The 18,215-nt window shown below is 64.2% G+C and carries 15 protein-coding genes; 7 read left to right on the forward strand and 8 right to left on the reverse strand.

The features are described from left to right. Positions 1–102: 102 nt before the first annotated feature. From waaF to SB756_RS16355, 7 genes are read left to right on the forward strand one after another with little or no spacing between them, the layout of a single operon-like run. Positions 103–1,152, forward strand: coding sequence for a lipopolysaccharide heptosyltransferase II (gene waaF, locus SB756_RS16325; RefSeq protein WP_410911136.1), 1,050 nt, complete (start codon positions 103–105; stop codon positions 1,150–1,152). After that, positions 1,153–2,211 (forward strand): lipopolysaccharide heptosyltransferase I, encoded by a 1,059-nt coding sequence (waaC, locus tag SB756_RS16330; RefSeq protein WP_016497648.1) that lies wholly within the window; start codon positions 1,153–1,155, stop codon positions 2,209–2,211. Further along, the gene (locus SB756_RS16335; RefSeq protein WP_410911137.1) at positions 2,211–3,335 is read left to right on the forward strand and encodes a glycosyltransferase family 4 protein; all 1,125 of its coding nucleotides are present in this window, start codon (positions 2,211–2,213) and stop codon (positions 3,333–3,335) included. Before waaC ends, SB756_RS16335 begins: the two co-directional genes overlap by 1 nt. After that, complete coding sequence (rfaP, locus tag SB756_RS16340) at positions 3,332–4,138, forward strand: lipopolysaccharide core heptose(I) kinase RfaP (RefSeq protein ID WP_341797359.1); 807 nt, start codon at positions 3,332–3,334, stop codon at positions 4,136–4,138. Before SB756_RS16335 ends, rfaP begins: the two co-directional genes overlap by 4 nt. Then, on the forward strand, positions 4,138–4,872 hold the full coding sequence (locus SB756_RS16345) for a lipopolysaccharide kinase InaA family protein (protein ID WP_016497651.1): 735 nt from the start codon (positions 4,138–4,140) through the stop codon (positions 4,870–4,872). Before rfaP ends, SB756_RS16345 begins: the two co-directional genes overlap by 1 nt. Then, complete coding sequence (locus tag SB756_RS16350; protein ID WP_410911138.1) at positions 4,869–5,621, forward strand: lipopolysaccharide kinase InaA family protein; 753 nt, start codon at positions 4,869–4,871, stop codon at positions 5,619–5,621. The genes SB756_RS16345 and SB756_RS16350 overlap by 4 nt, the downstream gene beginning before the upstream one ends. Further along, positions 5,621–7,063 carry a lipopolysaccharide kinase InaA family protein gene (locus SB756_RS16355; RefSeq protein ID WP_049272916.1) on the forward strand — a complete coding sequence of 481 codons (1,443 nt, stop codon included), beginning with the start codon at positions 5,621–5,623 and terminating at the stop codon, positions 7,061–7,063. Before SB756_RS16350 ends, SB756_RS16355 begins: the two co-directional genes overlap by 1 nt. A gap of 18 nt (positions 7,064–7,081) precedes the next feature. Here the strand turns inward: SB756_RS16355 and SB756_RS16360 are convergent, their stop codons facing one another. From SB756_RS16360 to SB756_RS16395, 8 genes are all read right to left on the reverse strand, one after another. After that, entirely contained in the window at positions 7,082–9,865 is a 2,784-nt protein-coding gene (locus tag SB756_RS16360; RefSeq protein ID WP_410911139.1) for a dermonecrotic toxin domain-containing protein, read from the reverse strand. A 67-nt stretch (positions 9,866–9,932) separates the two neighbouring features. Next, positions 9,933–10,118 (reverse strand): hypothetical protein, encoded by a 186-nt coding sequence (locus SB756_RS16365; protein ID WP_410911140.1) that lies wholly within the window; start codon positions 10,116–10,118, stop codon positions 9,933–9,935. After that, positions 10,115–11,227 carry a PepSY-associated TM helix domain-containing protein gene (locus tag SB756_RS16370; RefSeq protein WP_061203606.1) on the reverse strand — a complete coding sequence of 371 codons (1,113 nt, stop codon included), beginning with the start codon at positions 11,225–11,227 and terminating at the stop codon, positions 10,115–10,117. Before SB756_RS16370 ends, SB756_RS16365 begins: the two co-directional genes overlap by 4 nt. Before the next feature lie 55 nt (positions 11,228–11,282). After that, the gene (locus tag SB756_RS16375) at positions 11,283–13,715 is read right to left on the reverse strand and encodes a TonB-dependent siderophore receptor (RefSeq protein ID WP_410911141.1); all 2,433 of its coding nucleotides are present in this window, start codon (positions 13,713–13,715) and stop codon (positions 11,283–11,285) included. Between the two features lie 158 nt (positions 13,716–13,873). Then, a complete protein-coding gene (locus tag SB756_RS16380) occupies positions 13,874–14,830 on the reverse strand; it encodes a FecR domain-containing protein (protein ID WP_410911142.1) in 957 nt (318 codons plus the stop codon). Next, complete coding sequence (locus SB756_RS16385; RefSeq protein ID WP_341797365.1) at positions 14,827–15,345, reverse strand: RNA polymerase sigma factor; 519 nt, start codon at positions 15,343–15,345, stop codon at positions 14,827–14,829. The genes SB756_RS16380 and SB756_RS16385 overlap by 4 nt, the downstream gene beginning before the upstream one ends. 130 nt (positions 15,346–15,475) lie before the next feature. Continuing rightward, a complete protein-coding gene (locus SB756_RS16390) occupies positions 15,476–16,186 on the reverse strand; it encodes a PolC-type DNA polymerase III (protein ID WP_341797366.1) in 711 nt (236 codons plus the stop codon). Beyond that, entirely contained in the window at positions 16,183–18,120 is a 1,938-nt protein-coding gene (locus SB756_RS16395; protein WP_341797367.1) for a DUF294 nucleotidyltransferase-like domain-containing protein, read from the reverse strand. The genes SB756_RS16390 and SB756_RS16395 overlap by 4 nt, the downstream gene beginning before the upstream one ends. Positions 18,121–18,215 lie beyond the last annotated feature (95 nt).

Raw genomic sequence — 18,215 nt, forward strand, 5'->3', positions numbered from 1 at the left:
TCACCACCGGTGGTACACTGTCCGCCACATAGCCTGAATATAAAGAGGGGAGGCCAGGCTGTACCGCAGCCTGTAGCCTCCCCGAGCGTTTCTGGACTAAGCATGAGAATACTGATCATTGGCCCCAGCTGGGTCGGCGACATGGTGATGGCGCAGACCTTGTTCCAGTGCCTGAAACAGCACCACCCCGACTGCGTGATCGACGTGCTGGCCCCCGAGTGGAGCCGGCCGATCCTGGAGCGTATGCCTGAAGTACGTCAGGCCTTGAGCTTCCCGCTCGGCCACGGCGCACTGGAGCTGGCTACGCGGCGGCGCATCGGCAAATCCCTGGCCGGCCAGTACGACCAGGCCATCTTGCTGCCCAACTCGCTGAAGTCGGCGTTGGTGCCGTTCTTCGCTGGCATCCCCAAGCGTACCGGCTGGCGCGGTGAACTGCGCTTCGGCCTGCTGAACGATGTGCGCAAGCTGGACAAGGCCCGCTACCCGCTGATGATCGAGCGCTTCATGGCCTTGGCCTACGCGCCCGGCGCCGAGCTGCCGCAGCCGTACCCGCGCCCCAGCCTGCAGATCGAAGCGCAAAGCCGCGATGCTGCACTGGCCAAGTTCGGCCTGGAGCTGGACCGCCCGGTGCTGGCGCTGTGCCCTGGCGCCGAGTTCGGGGAGGCCAAGCGTTGGCCGGTCGAGCATTACGCTGCGGTGGCCGACGCGATGGTTCGCCAGGGCTGGCAGGTATGGCTGTTCGGCTCGAAGAACGACCACCCGGTCGGTGAGCAGATCCGCGACCGGCTGATCCCGGGTTTGCGTGAAGAATCGTCCAACCTCGCCGGTGAAACCTCGCTGGCCGAGGCCATCGACCTGATGTCCTGTGCCCATGCCGTGGTGTCCAACGACTCCGGCCTGATGCACGTGGCCGCCGCGCTGAACCGCCCGCTGGTGGCGGTGTACGGCTCGACGTCGCCCGGCTTCACCCCGCCGCTGGCCGACCAGGTAGAGGTGGTGCGTACCGGTATCGAGTGCAGCCCATGCTTCGACCGTACCTGCCGTTTCGGCCACTACAACTGCCTGCGCCTGCTGGAACCGGGCAAAGTCATCGCCGCCCTGCACAGCCTGAGCGGGCCGGACCTGATCGATACCGTGGCTGAGGTCGACTAAGTGCGGGTACTGATCATCAAGACCTCGTCGCTGGGTGATGTGATCCACACCCTGCCGGCGCTCACCGATGCCGCCCACGCCATCCCGGGCATTCGTTTCGACTGGGTAGTGGAGGAAGGCTTCGCCGAAATCCCCAGCTGGCACCCTGCGGTCGACCAGGTTATCCCGGTGGCCATTCGCCGCTGGCGCAAGAACCTTTGGCAAACCCTCAAGAGCGGCGAGTGGAAGGCGTTCAAGCAGCGTGTGCGCGAGCGCAAGTACGACCTGGTGATTGACGCCCAGGGCCTGGTCAAGTCGGCTTGGCTGACCCGCTACGTGAAGGCCCCGGTCGCCGGCCTGGACCGCTATTCGGCCCGTGAAGGCTGGGCCAGCCGCTTCTATGACCGGCGCCTGTCGGTTGCCACCGGCCAGCACGCGGTGGAGCGGGTGCGCCAGCTGTTCGCCATGGCCCTGGCCTACGACTTGCCAGAAGGCATTGGCGACTACGGGCTGGACCTGGAGCGCCTGCAATTGCCGCCCGCCGCGCCTTACGTGGTGTTCTTGCATGGCACCACCTGGGCGACCAAGCACTGGCCCGAAGCCTACTGGCGCGAACTGGCCGAGCGCATGGGCCGGCGCAAGCTGGAAGTGCGCCTGCCATGGGGCAACCCTGCCGAGAAGGCACGGGCCGAGCGCATTGCCCAGGGCTTGAACAACTGCCAGGTACTCCCCAAATTGAACCTTGCCGGCGTTGCACGTGTATTGGCGGCGGCAAAAGCCTGTGTGGCGGTCGATACCGGCCTTGGCCACCTGGCAGCGGCACTCGATGTGCCGACCATTTCGCTGTTCGGCCCGACCAACCCGGGCCTGACGGGTGCCTACGGACGGACCCAGATTCACCAAGCCAGTGACTGGCCTTGCGCTCCCTGCCTGCAGAAGAAGTGCACCTATAAACCGAGCGCCGACGACCTGCGCCGGTTCGATCTGAAACGCGAGTGGCCGCTGTGCTTCACTCGCCTGAATCCCGAGCATGTGGCGGGCCGCTTGAGCGCGTTGCTGCTGGCTGAGGATGTCCGTTGATGCAACTGGCTTTCGTGCTTTACAAATATTTCCCCTTTGGCGGGCTGCAGCGCGATTTTATGCGCATTGCCCTGGAATGCCAGAAGCGGGGCCACCAGATCCGTGTGTACACGCTGATCTGGGAGGGTGACATTCCGCCGGGCTTCGAAGTGCTGGTGGCGCCGGTGAAGGCGATTTTCAACCACCGTCGCAACGAGAAGCTCAGCGCCTGGATGGCCGCCGACCTGGCCAAGCGCCCGGTCGACCGCCTGATCGGCTTCAACAAGATGCCGGGGCTGGACGTGTACTACGCCGCCGACGGCTGCTTCGAAGACAAGGCGCAAACCCTGCGTGGCGGCCTGTACCGCCGCTGGGGCCGCTACCGGCACTTTGCCGAGTACGAGCGTGCGGTGTTCGCCAAGGACGCCCACACCGAAGTGTTGATGATTTCCGAGGTGCAGCAGCCGCTGTTCATCAAGCATTACGGCACCCCGGTGGAGCGCTTCCACCTGCTGCCGCCGGGCATTTCCCAGGATCGCCGTGCGCCGGCCAACGCTGCCGATATACGCGCCGAGTTCCGCAAGGAATTCAACCTGGGCGATGACGACCTGTTGCTGGTACAGATTGGCTCGGGCTTCAAGACCAAGGGTGTGGACCGTAGCCTCAAGGCGCTGGCCGCGCTGCCATCGGCCCTGCGCAAACGCACGAAGCTGATGGTGATCGGCCAGGACGACCCCAAGGTGTTCCAGCTGCAAAGCGCCACCCTGGGGCTGGGCGACCAAGTGCAGTTCCTCAAGGGCCGCAGCGACATCCCGCGCTTCCTGCTGGGTGCCGACGTGCTGATTCACCCGGCGTACAACGAGAACACCGGCACCGTGCTGCTTGAAGCGCTGGTGGCCGGCCTGCCAGTACTGGTGTCCAAAGTGTGCGGTTACGCCCACTACATTGCCGAGGCCGACTGCGGCCTGGTGCTGGACGAACCGTTCGAACAGGACCAGCTCGACGGTTACCTGCAACGCATGCTCGAAGACCCGCAGGCCCGCGCCAGCTGGTCGCGCAACGGCCTGGCGTTTGCTGAAACCGCCGATCTGTACAGCATGCCGCAGCATGCTGCCGACGTGATCCTGGGGCAGAAAACCGTATGAAGCTGATACTGGCCGAACCGTTCAAGCGCCTGTGGGCCGGGCGTGATGCCTTCGATGCCGTAGAAGCGCTGCAAGGCGAGGTTTATCGCGAGCTGGAAGGGCGCCGCACGCTGCGCACCGTAGTGGCTGGCGAGGGTTTTTTCGTCAAGATCCACCGCGGCATCGGCTGGGGCGAGATCTTCAAGAACCTGTTCACCGCCAAGCTGCCGGTGCTCGGTGCCGGCCAGGAATGGCGGGCTATCCAGCGCCTGCACGAGGTGGGTGTGCCGACCATGACCGCTGTCGCCTATGGCGAGCGGGGCAGCAACCCGGCCACGCAGCACTCGTTCATCATCACCGAAGAATTGGCGCCCACCATCAGCCTGGAAGACTTCAGTATCGACTGGGTCAAGCAGCCGCCAGAGCCGCGCCTGAAGCGTGCGCTGATCGCCGAAGTGGCGAAGATGACTGGCGGCATGCACCGCGCCGGGGTCAACCACCGCGACTGTTACATCTGCCATTTCTTGCTGCACACCGACCGCCCGGTGACGGCGGACGATTTCAAACTGTCGGTGATCGACCTGCACCGCGCCCAGACCCGTGTAACCATCAGCCGCCGCTGGCGCGACAAGGACCTGGCCGCGCTGTACTTCTCGGCGCTGGACATCGGCCTGACCCAACGCGACAAGCTGCGCTTCCTGCGGGGTTACTTCCAGCGCCCGCTGCGCCAAGTGCTGAAGGACGAAGCCCAGTTGCTCGCCTGGCTGGAGCGCAAGGCGCAGAAACTCTACGACCGCAAACAACGCTACGGGGATGCGCTCTGATGGCGGGCTGGACACTGGCGCCGGGTTACGAACACCTGGCGACGGACTTCGGCAGCCTCGATGCGGTATTTGCCCTGCAAGGCGAGCGCCTGACCCGCGACCCGCTCAGCGAGGTGGTGCGCATCGAGCGTGATGGGGTCAACTACTACGTCAAGCGCTACACCGGCGCCGGCAAGCACATGCGCCGCTATCTGGGCCGGCCGCGCATCAAGGCCGAATGGCAGAACCTCAAGCAATTCGCCAAGTGGGGCATCCCTACCGCGGAAGTGGTGGCCTGGGGGCTGGAGCGCAAGGGCCTGGCCTTTGGTCGTGGGGCGATGATCACCCGCGAGCTGCCGAACACCGAAGACCTGTCGGCACTCGCCGAGCGCAACGATGCGCGCCTGGCCGACCGCGCCTGGGTCGACCACCTCAGCCGCCAGCTGGCGCGCCATACCCGGGTCATGCACGAGCACCGCTTTGCTCACAACGACCTGAAGTGGCGCAACCTGCTGGTCGATGACCAAGGCACGCTATTCTTCATCGACTGCCCCACCGGCGACTTCTGGCGCGGCTTCATGTGGCGGCACCGGATGATCAAGGACCTGGCGTGCCTGGACAAAGTGGCCAAATACCACCTGTCGGCCACCCAGCGCCTGCGTTTCTATCTGCAATACCGTGGCCGCGACCGGCTGAATGAGCGTGACAAGAAGCGCATTCGCCAGGTGCTGGGCTTTTTCGAGGGAAGGGAATGACCGATTACCTGGCCAGCGCGGACCTCGCGCTGCTCAAACGCCATGGCCTGGACGACTTCGAGGCGCTGTGGGCCTTGCAACTTGAGGCAGTGGATGAACCCAACACCGGCCGTGGCGGCTGGAGCAGCGTGTTCCGCCTGGAACTCGAAGGCAAGGGCTACTATCTCAAGCGCCAGAGCGACTACCTGACCCGCACCCTGCACCGACCGTTTGGCGAGCCCACCTTCGCCCGCGAATTCCGCAACATCAGCCGCTACCAGAAGCTGCACATTCCGGCCTTGCAGGCGGTGTTCTATGGCGAGCGCAAGCAGGGCGGCAAGCACCGGGCCATCCTGATGACCCGCGCGCTGGACGAGTGGGCCGACCTCGACAGCCTGCTGGCCCAGTGGCCACAGCTGGGCGATGCGGAACGCAATGGCATCCTCAAGGCATGCGGCCAGCTGGCGCGCACCCTGCACAGCGCCGGCCAGGTGCATGGCTGCTTTTACCCCAAGCACATTTTCCTGCGCCAGCGCCGTGAAGGCTGGGACGCGCAACTGATCGACCTGGAAAAGACCCGGCCATTGCTGTTCGGCATGCGTGACCGCCTCAAGGACCTGGAGCCGCTGCTGCGCCGCGCCCCGGTCTGGAGCGAGGCCGATGTGCGCACAATGCTGGCGACCTACCTGGCGCAGCCGGCTGACAGCACGCTGGTCAACAACTGGTTGCAACGCCTGACGCAACGCCGTCGTGAAAAAGAGGCCCGCTGATGCGTTTGTCCGAACTGAAAGATGCCGGGCGCAGCCCGTCGTTGCCCCTGAGCATCACCCTGGCGGATGCCGCCGGCAGCGCCGAGTTGCAACTGCTCAGCCTGCTGCGCGTGTTGCCGGGCCAGCGCTATGTTGGCGCCGGAGTGTGGCGCGGGACCCCGGTGCTGGCCAAGCTGCTGGTGGGCGGTAACGCCGCCCGGCATTTCCAGCGCGAACTGCAAGGTGTGAAGCTGCTGGCCGAGCAAGGCCTGACCACGCCAAAACTGTTGGCCGATGGCCTCAAGGAAGGCGAGGGCGGCTGGCTGCTGTTCGAATTCCTCGACGGCGCCGAAAGCCTGGCCGATGCCTGGGCGGCGGTGGAAAACCTGCCGGTGCTGGCTGACGAGCAACATCTGGTATTGGGTGAAGCGCTGACTGCTGTCGCGCACATGCACGCCCAGGGCCTTTGGCAGGAAGACCTGCACCTGGACAACCTGCTGCGCCATGGCGGCAAGCTGTACCTGATCGACGGCGCCGGTATCAAGGCCGAAACGCCTGGCCAGCAGCTGTCACGCCCGCGCGTGCTGGAAAACCTCGGGGTGTTCTTCGCCCAGCTGCCCAAGCGCCTGGAACCGTTCATCGAAGAGCTGCTGGTGCACTATCTGCTGGCCAACGCCGAGCATGCGTTGCCCCTGGAAGCCCTGCAAAAGCAGGTGGACAAGGTGCGCAACTGGCGCCAGAAGGACTACCTGGACAAAGCGGGCCGCGAGTGCAGCCTGTTCAGCGTCCAGCGCAGCCTCTCGGGCTTGCAGGCGATCCGCCGCAGCGAAGTCGACGCCATGCAGCCGGTGCTGGAGCAGGCCGATGCGCTGATCGACAAGGGCCACCTGTACAAGACCGGTGGCGCCGCCAGCGTGGCGCGTATCGAGGTGAACGGTCGCAAGCTGGTGCTCAAGCGCTACAACATCAAGAACACCGCGCACTGGTTCAAGCGCTTCTGGCGCCCGAGCCGGGCCTGGCATTCGTGGATCGAAGGCCACCGCCTGGAATTCCTTGGCATCGCCACGCCTCGCCCTCTCGCGGTGCTGGAACAGCGGGTGCTGGGCCTGCGTAGCCGTGCCTATCTGGTCACCGAGTATGTCGACGGCCCGGACCTGACGGCATGCTTCGCGCCCTACGTCGAAAGTGGCGATGCACCCGAGGAGCAAGTGGATGCCCTGGTCCATGTGATGCAGCAGCTGATTCGCGAGCGTATCAGCCACGGTGACTTCAAAGGCCATAACCTGTTCTGGCACAACGGCCAGTGGTCGCTGATCGACCTTGATGCCATGTGCCAGCACGCCACCCAGCTCAGCTTCGCCCCGGCCTATGCCCGCGACCGGGCACGGCTGCTGCGCAACTGGCCGAGTGGCAGTGCCTTGCATCAGCGACTGGACCGGCTTTTGCCAAAACTGGTCGAGTAAGGCCGCCAGTTCGGGCTTTTATTGGGCTGGTGGTGGTTGGTCTGGCAGTGTCAGCCAGTCACTGCTGCGCCCTGCCTGGCGAACGCGTATCAGCCACTGGCCGTTTTCGTGACGCATCACCGCCCACGGCACCACCCCGGCGTTGTCGGGGCTAGCCATCTGCAAGTGGTAATGATCCGGCAGCAGGTGGCGGCGCACCGGCAACTGCCCGTTCTCGAGCCCCAGGTACAACTGATCGTCAGCCTCGAAAAGCCCTTGTTCGATGTTCAGTGGCAGGCCAGCCACAGGCACCTGCAGGTAGCAGTCTTGCAGTAACTGCTTAAGGTCGGGCAGCCCGTCGTACCAGAGTACCGGTGAGTCGATGACCCACTGCCCGTCGGCCTTGCGCTTGAGCGGCTGCTGCAGGTAGGCGTCTGGCTGGGCAGGGTCGATGGCCCGCCAGCGGTAGCCATCGAAGCTGACCTGGTAATACCGGTTGTCTTTGTCCTTGACGAAGTACAGCGATTGCCCGCCAAACACCGAGCTTTGCTCGTATACACCTTCACCGTATATACCGTCTATGCGATAGCGCAGGCTGCTGCTGCCCGGTTGTACCTGTTGGCGTGCGGGCAGCGGCAGTGGCGGTTGTTTGGGGATCCCGCGCAGGGATCGGCGTAGCACTCTGGAACCCAGAAAACTGGTACCCGCATCGTTGAGGTGGCTAAGCGCCTGATACGCATGCCGCATCACCCCTTCGACATCCTCTTGCTTGAAAGCCTCGGCGCCGTCCCAGATATCGATTGCCATGCGGCCGATCGACAGCACCAGCAGCGGACGGTTCGGCAGCAGCAGGCTGATGAAGTCCAGTAAGCGCCAGCTCAGCGCTATGACCGATTCCACGTTCACTTCCCTGGTCGTCATGCTGTCGGCATCGGCCTGAGCGATCAGCGCCCGGGCTTCGGCCATGTAGTAAACGAAGAAAAGGTCGTCCTTGATCTCAGGTGTCGTCAAATGCGTGCTCATGCGCCCCTTGTCCAGCAGCCGCTGCACCGTGACGGCAGGTAGCAATGGCAGGCGCTGGGCTACGTATGCTCTCAATGCGGGCTGTTGGCGCAATGTGCGAAGCAGTTCGCGGGTTGTTCGGAAACGCCGCCAGGCCCTGCGGTCCGGGGCATCCGGGGTGTACAGCACACATGCCGGAGACTTGTAGGTGATGCTGTTGAGCAGAAGTACGCCCTGCAGGGTATGGCCCATGATGTTCAGCTGCCGGACAGTGACCGGGTAGCCTGCTACCGGCGCACGCAAGGCATTGTGTGGTTGGTCCAGCACTGCGCGCACCCAGTTGTAGCCGTGTTCGAAAGGGTCTTCGCCAAAGTGCCCTGCGTAGCGCGCCTTGACTGCTTCAGCGTGCATGCGTGCACGGTTGACCTTGCTGTGCGCAGTGAGGCGCCATTTGCCCGCTCTGGAACTGATGAGTTGGGTGCGCAGGTACTCTGCGTAACTGTCACCCACGTTCAGTTCCCGGACCATGTGCTTGACATACTGCGGCGTGAGCCCGGCGGGCATGGCTTTGCCATGGGCATGGATCACCCGGGCAGTAAGCCAGTAGTCGGTATCGAACCACGGCAAGTTCTTGAGGGCGATCTCTTCGAAGGTGTTTATTTCCTCGACCATTTCGACCATCTCGTCGCCCACGCGTCGCATGCCTGCATAGGTGACATAGGACGAGATGGCGAAGGGATGCATGACGGCGCCAGTGCGGCGGGTACGCACGACCACGATCTTGATATCGCGGGGATCTGCGGCGTACCCCAGGTCATGGCGCAGTCGCTCGCGAAGGCGTGCGTTGGCCCAGCCCAGCAGGCTATTGCGTTGCTTGAAGTCGTTGAAGCTCAGCACTCCCGGGGCGGCAGCCTGCTCGGCGATTGCCACCAGCTCTTGCATCGCCTGCATCATATGGCTCAGGCCTTGCGCAGATGTATTGCGCAGCCAGTTCGGCAGGTTCTTCTCAAGCAATCGGGAGTAACGTGTCTGCAGGATGGGTTTGGCGCCGACTTCGTGCCAGAGCTCCATGGCTTTATGTATTCGGGTGTGCTGGTGGGGTGAGCTGCTCCACAAGCCGGTGTCACTCAAGCGTTGGCGCTGGGCTTCTATCACACTGTCGATCTGGGCCTCCAGCAGGCTATCGGCGTACCAGTCATAGCGCAGGCGCTGTGACAGCCGCACGCGGTCCGCCTGCGCGTCAGTGTACAGATGCAGCAGCGGTTTGCTCTGGAGTGGGTCTTCCAGGCGTTCGCAAAGCTCCTGGTGCAGCGCGGCAAGGGACTCGAAGGCTTCAATGCCTTGTGAGAGGCTGCACAGCAAGGCCATGCCTGCGGCATCCTCGGGTGTGAGCATAGGGCCCTCGGCGGTGCCGGCAACGATGATCAGTGTGCCTGGCAGGTAGCTTCGCCAGTTGGGCCGTAGGCCTTCCAGCAGCACGCGGTAGACCTGTGGCCTTTTGGCCAGGGGCATATGCCTGCGCTGGGAGGGTAGTGGCTGTTGCAGGCAGGCCCATAGTTGATCGGCTGAGCGGTAGCCCAAGGTCTCGTCGCCCAGGCGCAATTCAACCTCGGCCAGCATCAGCGCCTTGCGCAGTGCCAGCAGCTTTTGTCTTGGGGTTTCGCCTTGCTCATCGGCCGTGGTCCAGAAGCTGGCCAGTTCGCCGTGCAACCAGGTGCGTGTGTCGGGGTTGATGGGGTGCTGAAGGTCAATCGTCGGAAGGCCGCCGAGCAGGTCACTGATCTGTCGGTCGATCTGTTCCAGTTGTTCGAGGGGGCGCATGGGGCGGGTCCTTGGTTGAGGAAAACCCCATGCTTGGCAATACCTGCGGTTGCGTGGCGGTAGCGGGCTAGCGCCCCCGACGCCAGAGCAGCCCGCGCAGGCTCAACAGGGCCGGCAGGCCCAGGCCGGCCCATGCCAGAACGTCCCAGCCACCGTCGCCGAGCAGTGCGGCGAACAGGCCCAGGAACCCAAACATGGCCATCAACGCCGGCCAGGCGAAGAGGCGTGCAGTGGATTGCGACCTGTGGCTCATGCGCGCACCTCCCTGGGTTTGCGCTGCTTGCCCCACCACAGGTAGAGGCCGCTGCCGAGCACGATGATTGTCAGCACGTCCAGCAAAGCCCAGAGGATTTGCATCGGTCGCCCGCCGTAATCGCCGAAATGCAACGGCTGCGACAGGCCCATGGCATCCATGTACCAGGGACGGTCGCCTACGGCAGTCACAGCAAGGGTGCGAGCATCGATCAATACCGGCGTGAACAGGTGAGAACTCAGGTGTGTGGCACCGTTCATGAATACCGCATAGTGGTGCTCGCTGGAGAACCGTGTGCCTGGAAAAGCGATGAAGTCCGGGCGCATGCCGGGGGCGGCCTGTTCGGCAATTTCCAGCAGGCGAGTGGCTGGGGCGCGATCGACGAGCGGCGGCGCGTCGCGGTAGGGGGCAACCATCGCTGCCAGGCTGTCGTTGCGCCAGGCCGCGATGACCAGGTCGGACAGGGCACTGATCACGCCCGTCACGCCCACGGTCAACGCCCAGGCCAGGGTAACTGCGCCGATCAGGTTATGCAGGTCGAGCCAGCGCAGGCGGCGGGACTTTTCGTGGCGCACGGTGCCGAACGCCAGACGGCGCATGAACGGCGCATAGAGCACGGTGCCGGAGACAATCGCGACGATGAACAGCACGCCCATGAAGGCCAGCAGCAGCTTGCCAGGCAGGCCGGCGAACATGTCCACGTGCAGGCGCAGCATGATCATCATGAAGCCGCCATTGGCAGCCGGCATGGCCACTGCTTCGCCGGTGCGGGCGTCGAGCATGAAGGTGTGCGACAGGTTGGGGTCGGTGCCAGCGGTAGCGGCGGTGATGGCCACCACGCCGTTGGGTTCGTCCTCCTCGTAGCCGAAGTACTGCACCACCTCGCCGGGACGGTGTTGTTCGGCTTTCAGTACAAGCTGCTGCAGGTCGAGGTGCGGGGTGCCAGCTGGCATTTCACGCAGTTCGGGGGCGTCGCCGAGCAGGTGTTCGAGTTCGTGGTGGAAGATCAGCGGCAGGCCGGTGAGTGCCAGCAACAACAGGAACAGGGTACAGACCAGGCTGCTCCAGGTATGGATCACGGACCAGCGGCGGATGGTTGGGCTTTTCATCACGGTACCGATTTTTGTCTGTTGGATCGAGGGCCGCAAAGCGGCCCCCGCTCACTCAGAACTTGTAAGTGGCGCTGGCGACAACACTGCGCTCATCGCCGTAGTAGCAGTAGTACGAGTCACAGGTAGAGAGGTAATCCTTGTTCAGCAAGTTGGTGGCATTGACCGCCACCGACGCGCCCTTCAGGCTGCTGTCCAGGCGACCCAGGTCGTAATGCACCGATGCGTCGAACACGGTGTAGGCCTTGGCCTTGCCCAGGTAGGTATTGCCCTGGTCACCGTAGGTATTGCCGGTATAGCGCGCGCCCAGGCCGATGCCGAAGCCGTCGAGCACGCCGGCGTGCCAGGTGTAGTCACTCCATACCGAGGCTTGCTGGTTAGGCATCAATTGCAGGCGGTTACCTTTGTAGAGGCCGTCCTGCACTTCAGATTTGGCCAAGGTGTAAGCGGCAATCACTTTCAGGTTTTCGGTAACGTCGGAAACTGCTTCAAGCTCAAGGCCGTGGACTTTCACTTCGCCGCTCTGGCTGGTGACGGTTACGCCACCCACGTTGTTGGTGACCGAGACGTTCTTCTGGGTCAGGTCATACACAGCTGCCGACAGCAGCGTGTTGGAGCCCGGTGGCTGGTACTTGACGCCCAACTCCCACTGCTGGCCCTCGGTCGGCTTGAACGACTCGGTCGCAGAGGCGCTGGCATTGCTGGCAGGTTGGAAGGACTCGGCATACGAGAGGTACGGCACGAAGCCCGAATCGAACACGTAGCTGAGAGCCGCGTTGCCGCTGAACTTCTTGTCGCGCTGGGTATTGGTGGCATCACCCTGGTTGAGATACCTGGTACCGGTATGTACCCAGTCCTCACGACCGCCCAAGGTCAGGCGCCAATTGCCGAGCGCCATCTGGTCCTGAACATACAAGCCGGTCTGGCGGGATTTCTGGTTGTAGTCGTAGAACGCCGTCGAGCGGTCCGGGCGGGTGATCGGCACCCCGTAGACCGGGTTGTTGACGTTGCTGTCCGGCACGTTGAAGCCGAAGATCGACAGGTAATTGGTGTTGATGCGCTGGTGGTCCAGGCCGAGCAGCAGGGTGTGGGTGATGTCACCGGTGGCGAAATCTGCCTGGAAGTTGTTGTCCACGGCGAACTGGCTGATGTCTTCGTCAGTGTTGGTGGACATGCGGCTTACCGTGCCATCGTCTTTCACCGGGCCGCCGGGCTGGTAGTAGCTGCCTGGTGTGATGGTCTGGAACGCCAGGTCTGTCTTGGTGTAACGCAAATTCTGACGGAACTGCCACACGTCGTTGATGCGGTGTTCGAAGGCGTAGCCCAGGGCGTAGTAGGTACGGTCGTAGAATTCGTAGTCCGGGTCACCCAGGTTCTTGTGGTGCGAGATCTTGCCGAACGGCATGTCGATCTTGGTGCCCTGGATTGGCCGGAACTGGCTGGTGGCGCCGGTATCGTCGCGGGTGAACTGGGTGAGGAAGGTCAGCGTGGTGTCTTCGTCAATGTTCCAGGTCAGGCTCGGGGCGATGTTGTAGCGCTTGTCGTCGATGTGGTCGATCTGCGTGCCGCCGTCGCGGATCACACCGCTGACGCCGTACAGGAAGCGGCCTTCATCGTCGATCTTGCCAGTGCTGGCAAAGTTGATCTGGCGATGGTTGTCGCTGCCGTACTGCAGTTCGATCTCGTGCTCGCTTTCGGCTTGCGGGCGACGGCTGACCATGTCCAGCAGGCCGCCGGGCGGGGTTTGGCCATAGATCGAGGAGGCCGGGCCACGCAGCAGGGCGAGGCGGTCGAGGTTCCAGGTTTCGGCTTTCGGGTTGGCGTACACGCCGCGTGGCAGCGGCAGGCCATCGAGGAACTGGGTGGGCTCGAAGCCGCGAACGCGCATCCAGTCATAGCGCGTGTCGCTGCCGAAGCTGGCCGACACGATGCCGGGCATGTAGCGCACGGCGTCATCCAGGCTGTGCACACCGCGGTCTTTCATCTGCTCGCGGGTGGCGATGGAGATGGAGCGGGGGGCCTCCACCAGCGCGGTGTCGGTCTTGGTGCCAGCGGCGGTGCGCTTGGCCAGGTAACCCTCTACCGGGCCCCAGGCACTTTCAGAAACGCTGGCGGCGTCCACGGTGGTTTCCGGTAGCGCCAGGGTGCCGTCCGGCACGGCCACCAGGCTGTAGCTACCCACGCTGCTCTGTTGCAACTGCAGGCCGGTACCGCGCAGGGCCGCTTGCAGGGCGCCGAGGCCGTCGTACTGGCCGCTTACCGGGGCCGAGGTGCGGCCGCTTACCAGTGCCGGGTCGATGGCCAGGGCAATGCCGGCCTGGCTGGCGATCTGGTTGAGGGTGGTGGCTAGCGGCGCGCTGGGCAGGTTGTAGGCGCGCGGCGTGGATAGCTCGGCGGCGAACAAGGCGGAGCTTGCCAGCGGGGCAGCCAGGCCGATGGCCAGGGCCATCAGGCTGGGGCGCAGGATACGATCAACGGCACGGGACATGCGGCGGTTCCTCGACGGGTAAGTGCTTGCTGCTTCCTTGCCGAGCGAGAATTGAAAAGTGACAGGGGAAATCTGAAAAATATTGAGAATTATTTGGTATGTGTATTTGCCTGCACTGGCCTCTTCGCGGGTTCACCCGCGAAGAGGCCGTTACAGGTCTACTTGGGAACGACGTTGACCCACCACTGGGTATGCCGCTCGATTTTCACCGGCAAGGCCGGCACCAGCGACTCCAGCGCCAAGTCGGTGTTGGTCAGCGGGAAGCTGCCAGTCACGCGCAAATCGGCGACCTGCTCGGCTACCCCGAGGTGGCCGCTGCGGTACTTGCCCAGTGCGGCCAGCAAGTCGCCCAGCCGCACGTTGTCCACCACCAGCATGCCGCGGGTCCAGGCATCGGCCCCGACCGGTACTGCGCCGACCTGGCCGAGGCCGTTGGCGTTCATCAGTACCTGCTGGCCTTCGCGCAGCACATGCTCGTCGCCACTGTTGTGCGGCATGGCTGCAACCGAGGCTTGCAGTACTTCCAGGCGGGTACCGTCGGCTTCGCGGCGCACCAAAAAGCGCGTGCCTAAAGGCCGCAGGCGGCCATCGTCGGTGCGTACCAGCAGCGGGCGCGGGTCCTGGTGGCCGGTTTCAACCGAGATCTCGCCCTGATGCAGCACGATTACCCGCTGCTCGCCGGCGTAGTCGATGTCTACGGCGGTGTGGGTGTTCAGGCTCAGCAGTGTGCCGTCTTCCAGACGCAGGGTACGCAGCTCGCCGGTAGCGGTACGCTGGTCGGCCAGCCAGTAGCTTGGGGCCAGCGACGGTGCGCCGACCCAGGCCAGCAGCGAGCCGAGCAGGAACATGCCGGCCAGCCCGCCGCCCACATTGCCGATGCGTCGACGCAGGCTGGCGCGTGATTGCAGCAACGCCTGGCGTGCCGGGCCGGCCGCGGCGCTGACGCGCTGGTCCATGGCGCCGAGCTGGCGCCAGGCACGCGCGTGTTCTTCGCTGGCGGCATGCCAGCGCATGAATTCGTTGCGTTCATCGGGCGTGCCGCTGGCGTCGCCGAGGCTGAGTTTCCAGGCGATGGCGGCTTCCAGTACCTGAGACGAAACCGGTGCATTGCTCACGTCGGTTCCCCGTACAGGGCCACATAGCACTGGCGCATGCCTTGGGCGATGTACTGGCGCACCCGCGACACCGACACACCCAGGCGCTCGGCGATTTCGCCATGGCCCATGCCGTCCAGGCGGTTGTGCAGGAATGCCGCGCGGGCCTTGCTCGATAGCTTGCCGAGCAGCCGGTCGATGGCCTTGAGGTCTTCGAGGATCAGCAACTGCACTTCCGGGGAAGGTTGTTCGGCTTCCGGGATCAGCGCCAGCTCGGCCAAATAGGCCTGTTCCAGCGCGGCGCGGCGAAAGTGGTCGAACATCAGCCCTTTGGCCACGGCGGCCAGAAACGCACGGGGTTCGCGGGGCGTGTCCAGCTGCTCACGGCCGAGCAGGCGCACGAAGGTGTCCTGGCTCAGATCTTCGGCACGTTGGCGGCAGGCCATGCTGCGTTGCAGCCAGGCGAGCAGCCAGCCGCGGTGGTCGCGGTACAGCGCACCGACCAGATCGGCGTGTGGGCTCTGTGCTGAAAACAAGCAGCGTCCCCCCGGAACGAATGCATTAACTAACGATAATTATTCGCGATTGTTGCAGAGGGGAGGGGGTGGGTGCAATGGACGCTTATCGGATTGCCACCATGGAAAAGGCTGATGGCCCAATGCAAAGCTACAGGCCATGACTCTGTGCTTTGCGCCGCCGCCACCCACGCAACCGCTGCTCCAGCTGCAATGGGCTGTCCAGCTGCTGGCGCCGGGCCTGGCTCAACAGGATCAGCGCCAGCTCTGCGGTCACTTGGGCATCGGCACTGGCATGGTGGCGCTCTTCAACCTGCAAACCAAACCGCGCCACCCAGTCATCCAGCCCGGCCTCGCGCAGCACCGTGTCGGGGTTTAGCATCGGCGCCAGTTCGGCAACGTCGAGGAACAGTGACTGCAGACGATGCCCAAGGCTCTCCTTCAGCGCACGGGCCAGCATGCGCTGGTCGAAGGGCGCATGAAACGCCAGCACCGGGCTGTTGCCAATGAAATCGAGCAAGTCGAGCAGGGCCTCGGCCGGGTCGCAACCGGCGGCCAGGGCGCCAGGGCCCAGGCCATGAATCAGCACGCTGGCGTTGGTCTTCTGCAAAGGCCTGTGCAGGGTGCGTTCGAACTGCTGGGCAAAATCGATGGCGCCGTCTTCGATGGCCACTGCGCCAATCGACAATACCTGGTCCCGGTTGGGGTTGAGCCCGCTGGTTTCGAGGTCCAGCACCACCCAGCGCTGTTCACGCAGGGTGCATACCCCCAGCGGCGTGGGCTTGGGTAACCGGCTCAGGCGCTGGCGTGTGGCGGGGTCCAGTTCGGGCGCGCTGGGGCGCAGCCAGGTGAACAGGCTCATAGCTGGTACCGCAGGGCCAGGCTGCTTTGCAGGCGCTGGGCCTGGCGCAGCGCCTCGCGCAGGATGCGCCGGTCCAGGTGGTTGAGGCTGTCCGGGTCGAGGCGGTTGGAGTAAGGCAGGTTGTCGCGAGCCTGGCGCTGGTGCTGCTGCATGCGGGTTTGCTGGATGAAGTGGTAAGCCTCTTCATAGGCCGCGCCATCCAGTGGCTCGATCACGCCCTTGGCCACCAGCTGGCGCAGCCGCTCCAGGGTGTTGCACGCACCGACGCCATTGGCCAACGCCAATAGCCGGGCACCGTCGACGAAGGGCGTCAGGCCCTGAACCTTGAGGTCGAGGGTGGCGGCCTTGTCATTGCCCTGGCGGGTCAGCACGAACTCGCGCAGGCGGCCCACCGGCGGGCGCTGGCGCAAGGCGTTTTCGGCCAGCATGCGCTGGAAGATGCGGTTGTCGGCCACTTGGTCCAACAGGCGTTGGCGCAGTTGTTCGCAACCTTGCTCATCGCCCCACACCACGCGCAGGTCGAAGTAGATGCTCGAACCCAGCAGGTTCTCCGGGCTGGCTTCACGAACAAAGCCGGCAAAGCGCCGTGCCCACTCGCTGCGCGACAGGCACAGGTCAGGGTTGCCGGCCATGACGTTGCCCTTGCACAGGGTAAAGCCGCACTGGGCCAGGCACTGGTTGATGTACTGCGCCAGCGGCAGCAGGCGGGCACGGATGGCGTCGGCTTCAGCGCTGTCGGCCGCCTCGAAGAGGATGCCGTTGTCCTGGTCGGTGTGCAGGGTCTGCTCGCGGCGCCCTTCGCTGCCAAAGCACAACCAGCTGAACGGCACGCCCGGGTCGCCGCGCTCGGCCAGCGCCAGCTCGATTACCCGGCACACGGTGTGGTCGTTGAGCAGGGTGATGATCTGGGTGATCTGCGTGGACGATGCGCCATGGGCCAGCATGCGCTCCACAAGCTGGCTGATTTCCCCGCGCAGCGAGACCAGGGTGTCCAGCCGAGGCGCATGGCGGATGGTGCGCGCCAGGTGCACCAGGTCGACCCGTTGCAGCGAGAACAGGTCACGCTCGGAAACCACCCCGCACAAGCGCCGGTTTTCCACCAGGCACACGTGGGCGATATGCCGCTCGGTCATGGCCATGGCCGCGTCGAAGGCGCTGGCCTGAGGGCTGAGGTAGAAGGGTTTGACCGTCATGTGCCGCTCGATGGGCGCGCCCAGGTCGGCATCCGCCGAGGCCACCACCTGGCGCAGGTCGCGCAGGGTGAAGATGCCGGTGGGGTAGCGCTGCGCGTCGACCACCACGATGCTGCCGACCTGCTGCTCGTGCATCAGCCGCACGGCTTCGCGCAGCGGGGTTTGTGCCGTGCACACCACCGGGTGACGCATGGCCAGCTCACCCAAGGGCGTGTTCAGCGAATACTGGGTGCCGAGGGTTTCCACAGCGCGCTGTCGCACCTGCTGGTTGACCTGGTCGAGCAGGCTGCTGACCCCGCGCAGGGCAAAATCCCGAAACACTTCAGACATCGAGAACACGCGGATGAACGCGGCCTTGTTCAACTGCAGGCAGAAGGTATCTTCACCGGCCAGGTGCTCGGTGCGGGTGGCTCGCTCGCCCAGCAGGGCGGCCAGCGGGAAGCACTCGCCACTGGTGATTTCGAAGGTGGTTTCCACCCCAGGCTTGACCAGGTGCTGGCGCTCGCCAACCACGCGGCCCTGCTTGACGATGTAGAAGTGCTCGACCGGCCCGTCGGCAGGTTTGACGATGCTTTCGCCGCAGGCATAGAAGCGCAGCTGGCACTGCTCGACCAGGTAGGCCAGGTGGCTGTGCTCCATCTGGTTGAACGGCGGAAAGCGCTGCAGGAACTGCAGGGTGCCTTGAATGTTCTGCAGTACTGCTGTCCTGCCCGCCTGGCTGTAGGCGTCCTTTTTGCTCATGAAACTGACCGTATCGCTACGCCGAACTATATATATCTATATATAGGTGCCGGCCTTGTTGTTCTCTGCCTCCATGGTCGGCTTGCGGCGGGGTG

It is taken from the genome of Pseudomonas sp. SIMBA_068, assembly GCF_046534705.1.
Lineage (GTDB): Bacteria > Pseudomonadota > Gammaproteobacteria > Pseudomonadales > Pseudomonadaceae > Aquipseudomonas > Aquipseudomonas putida.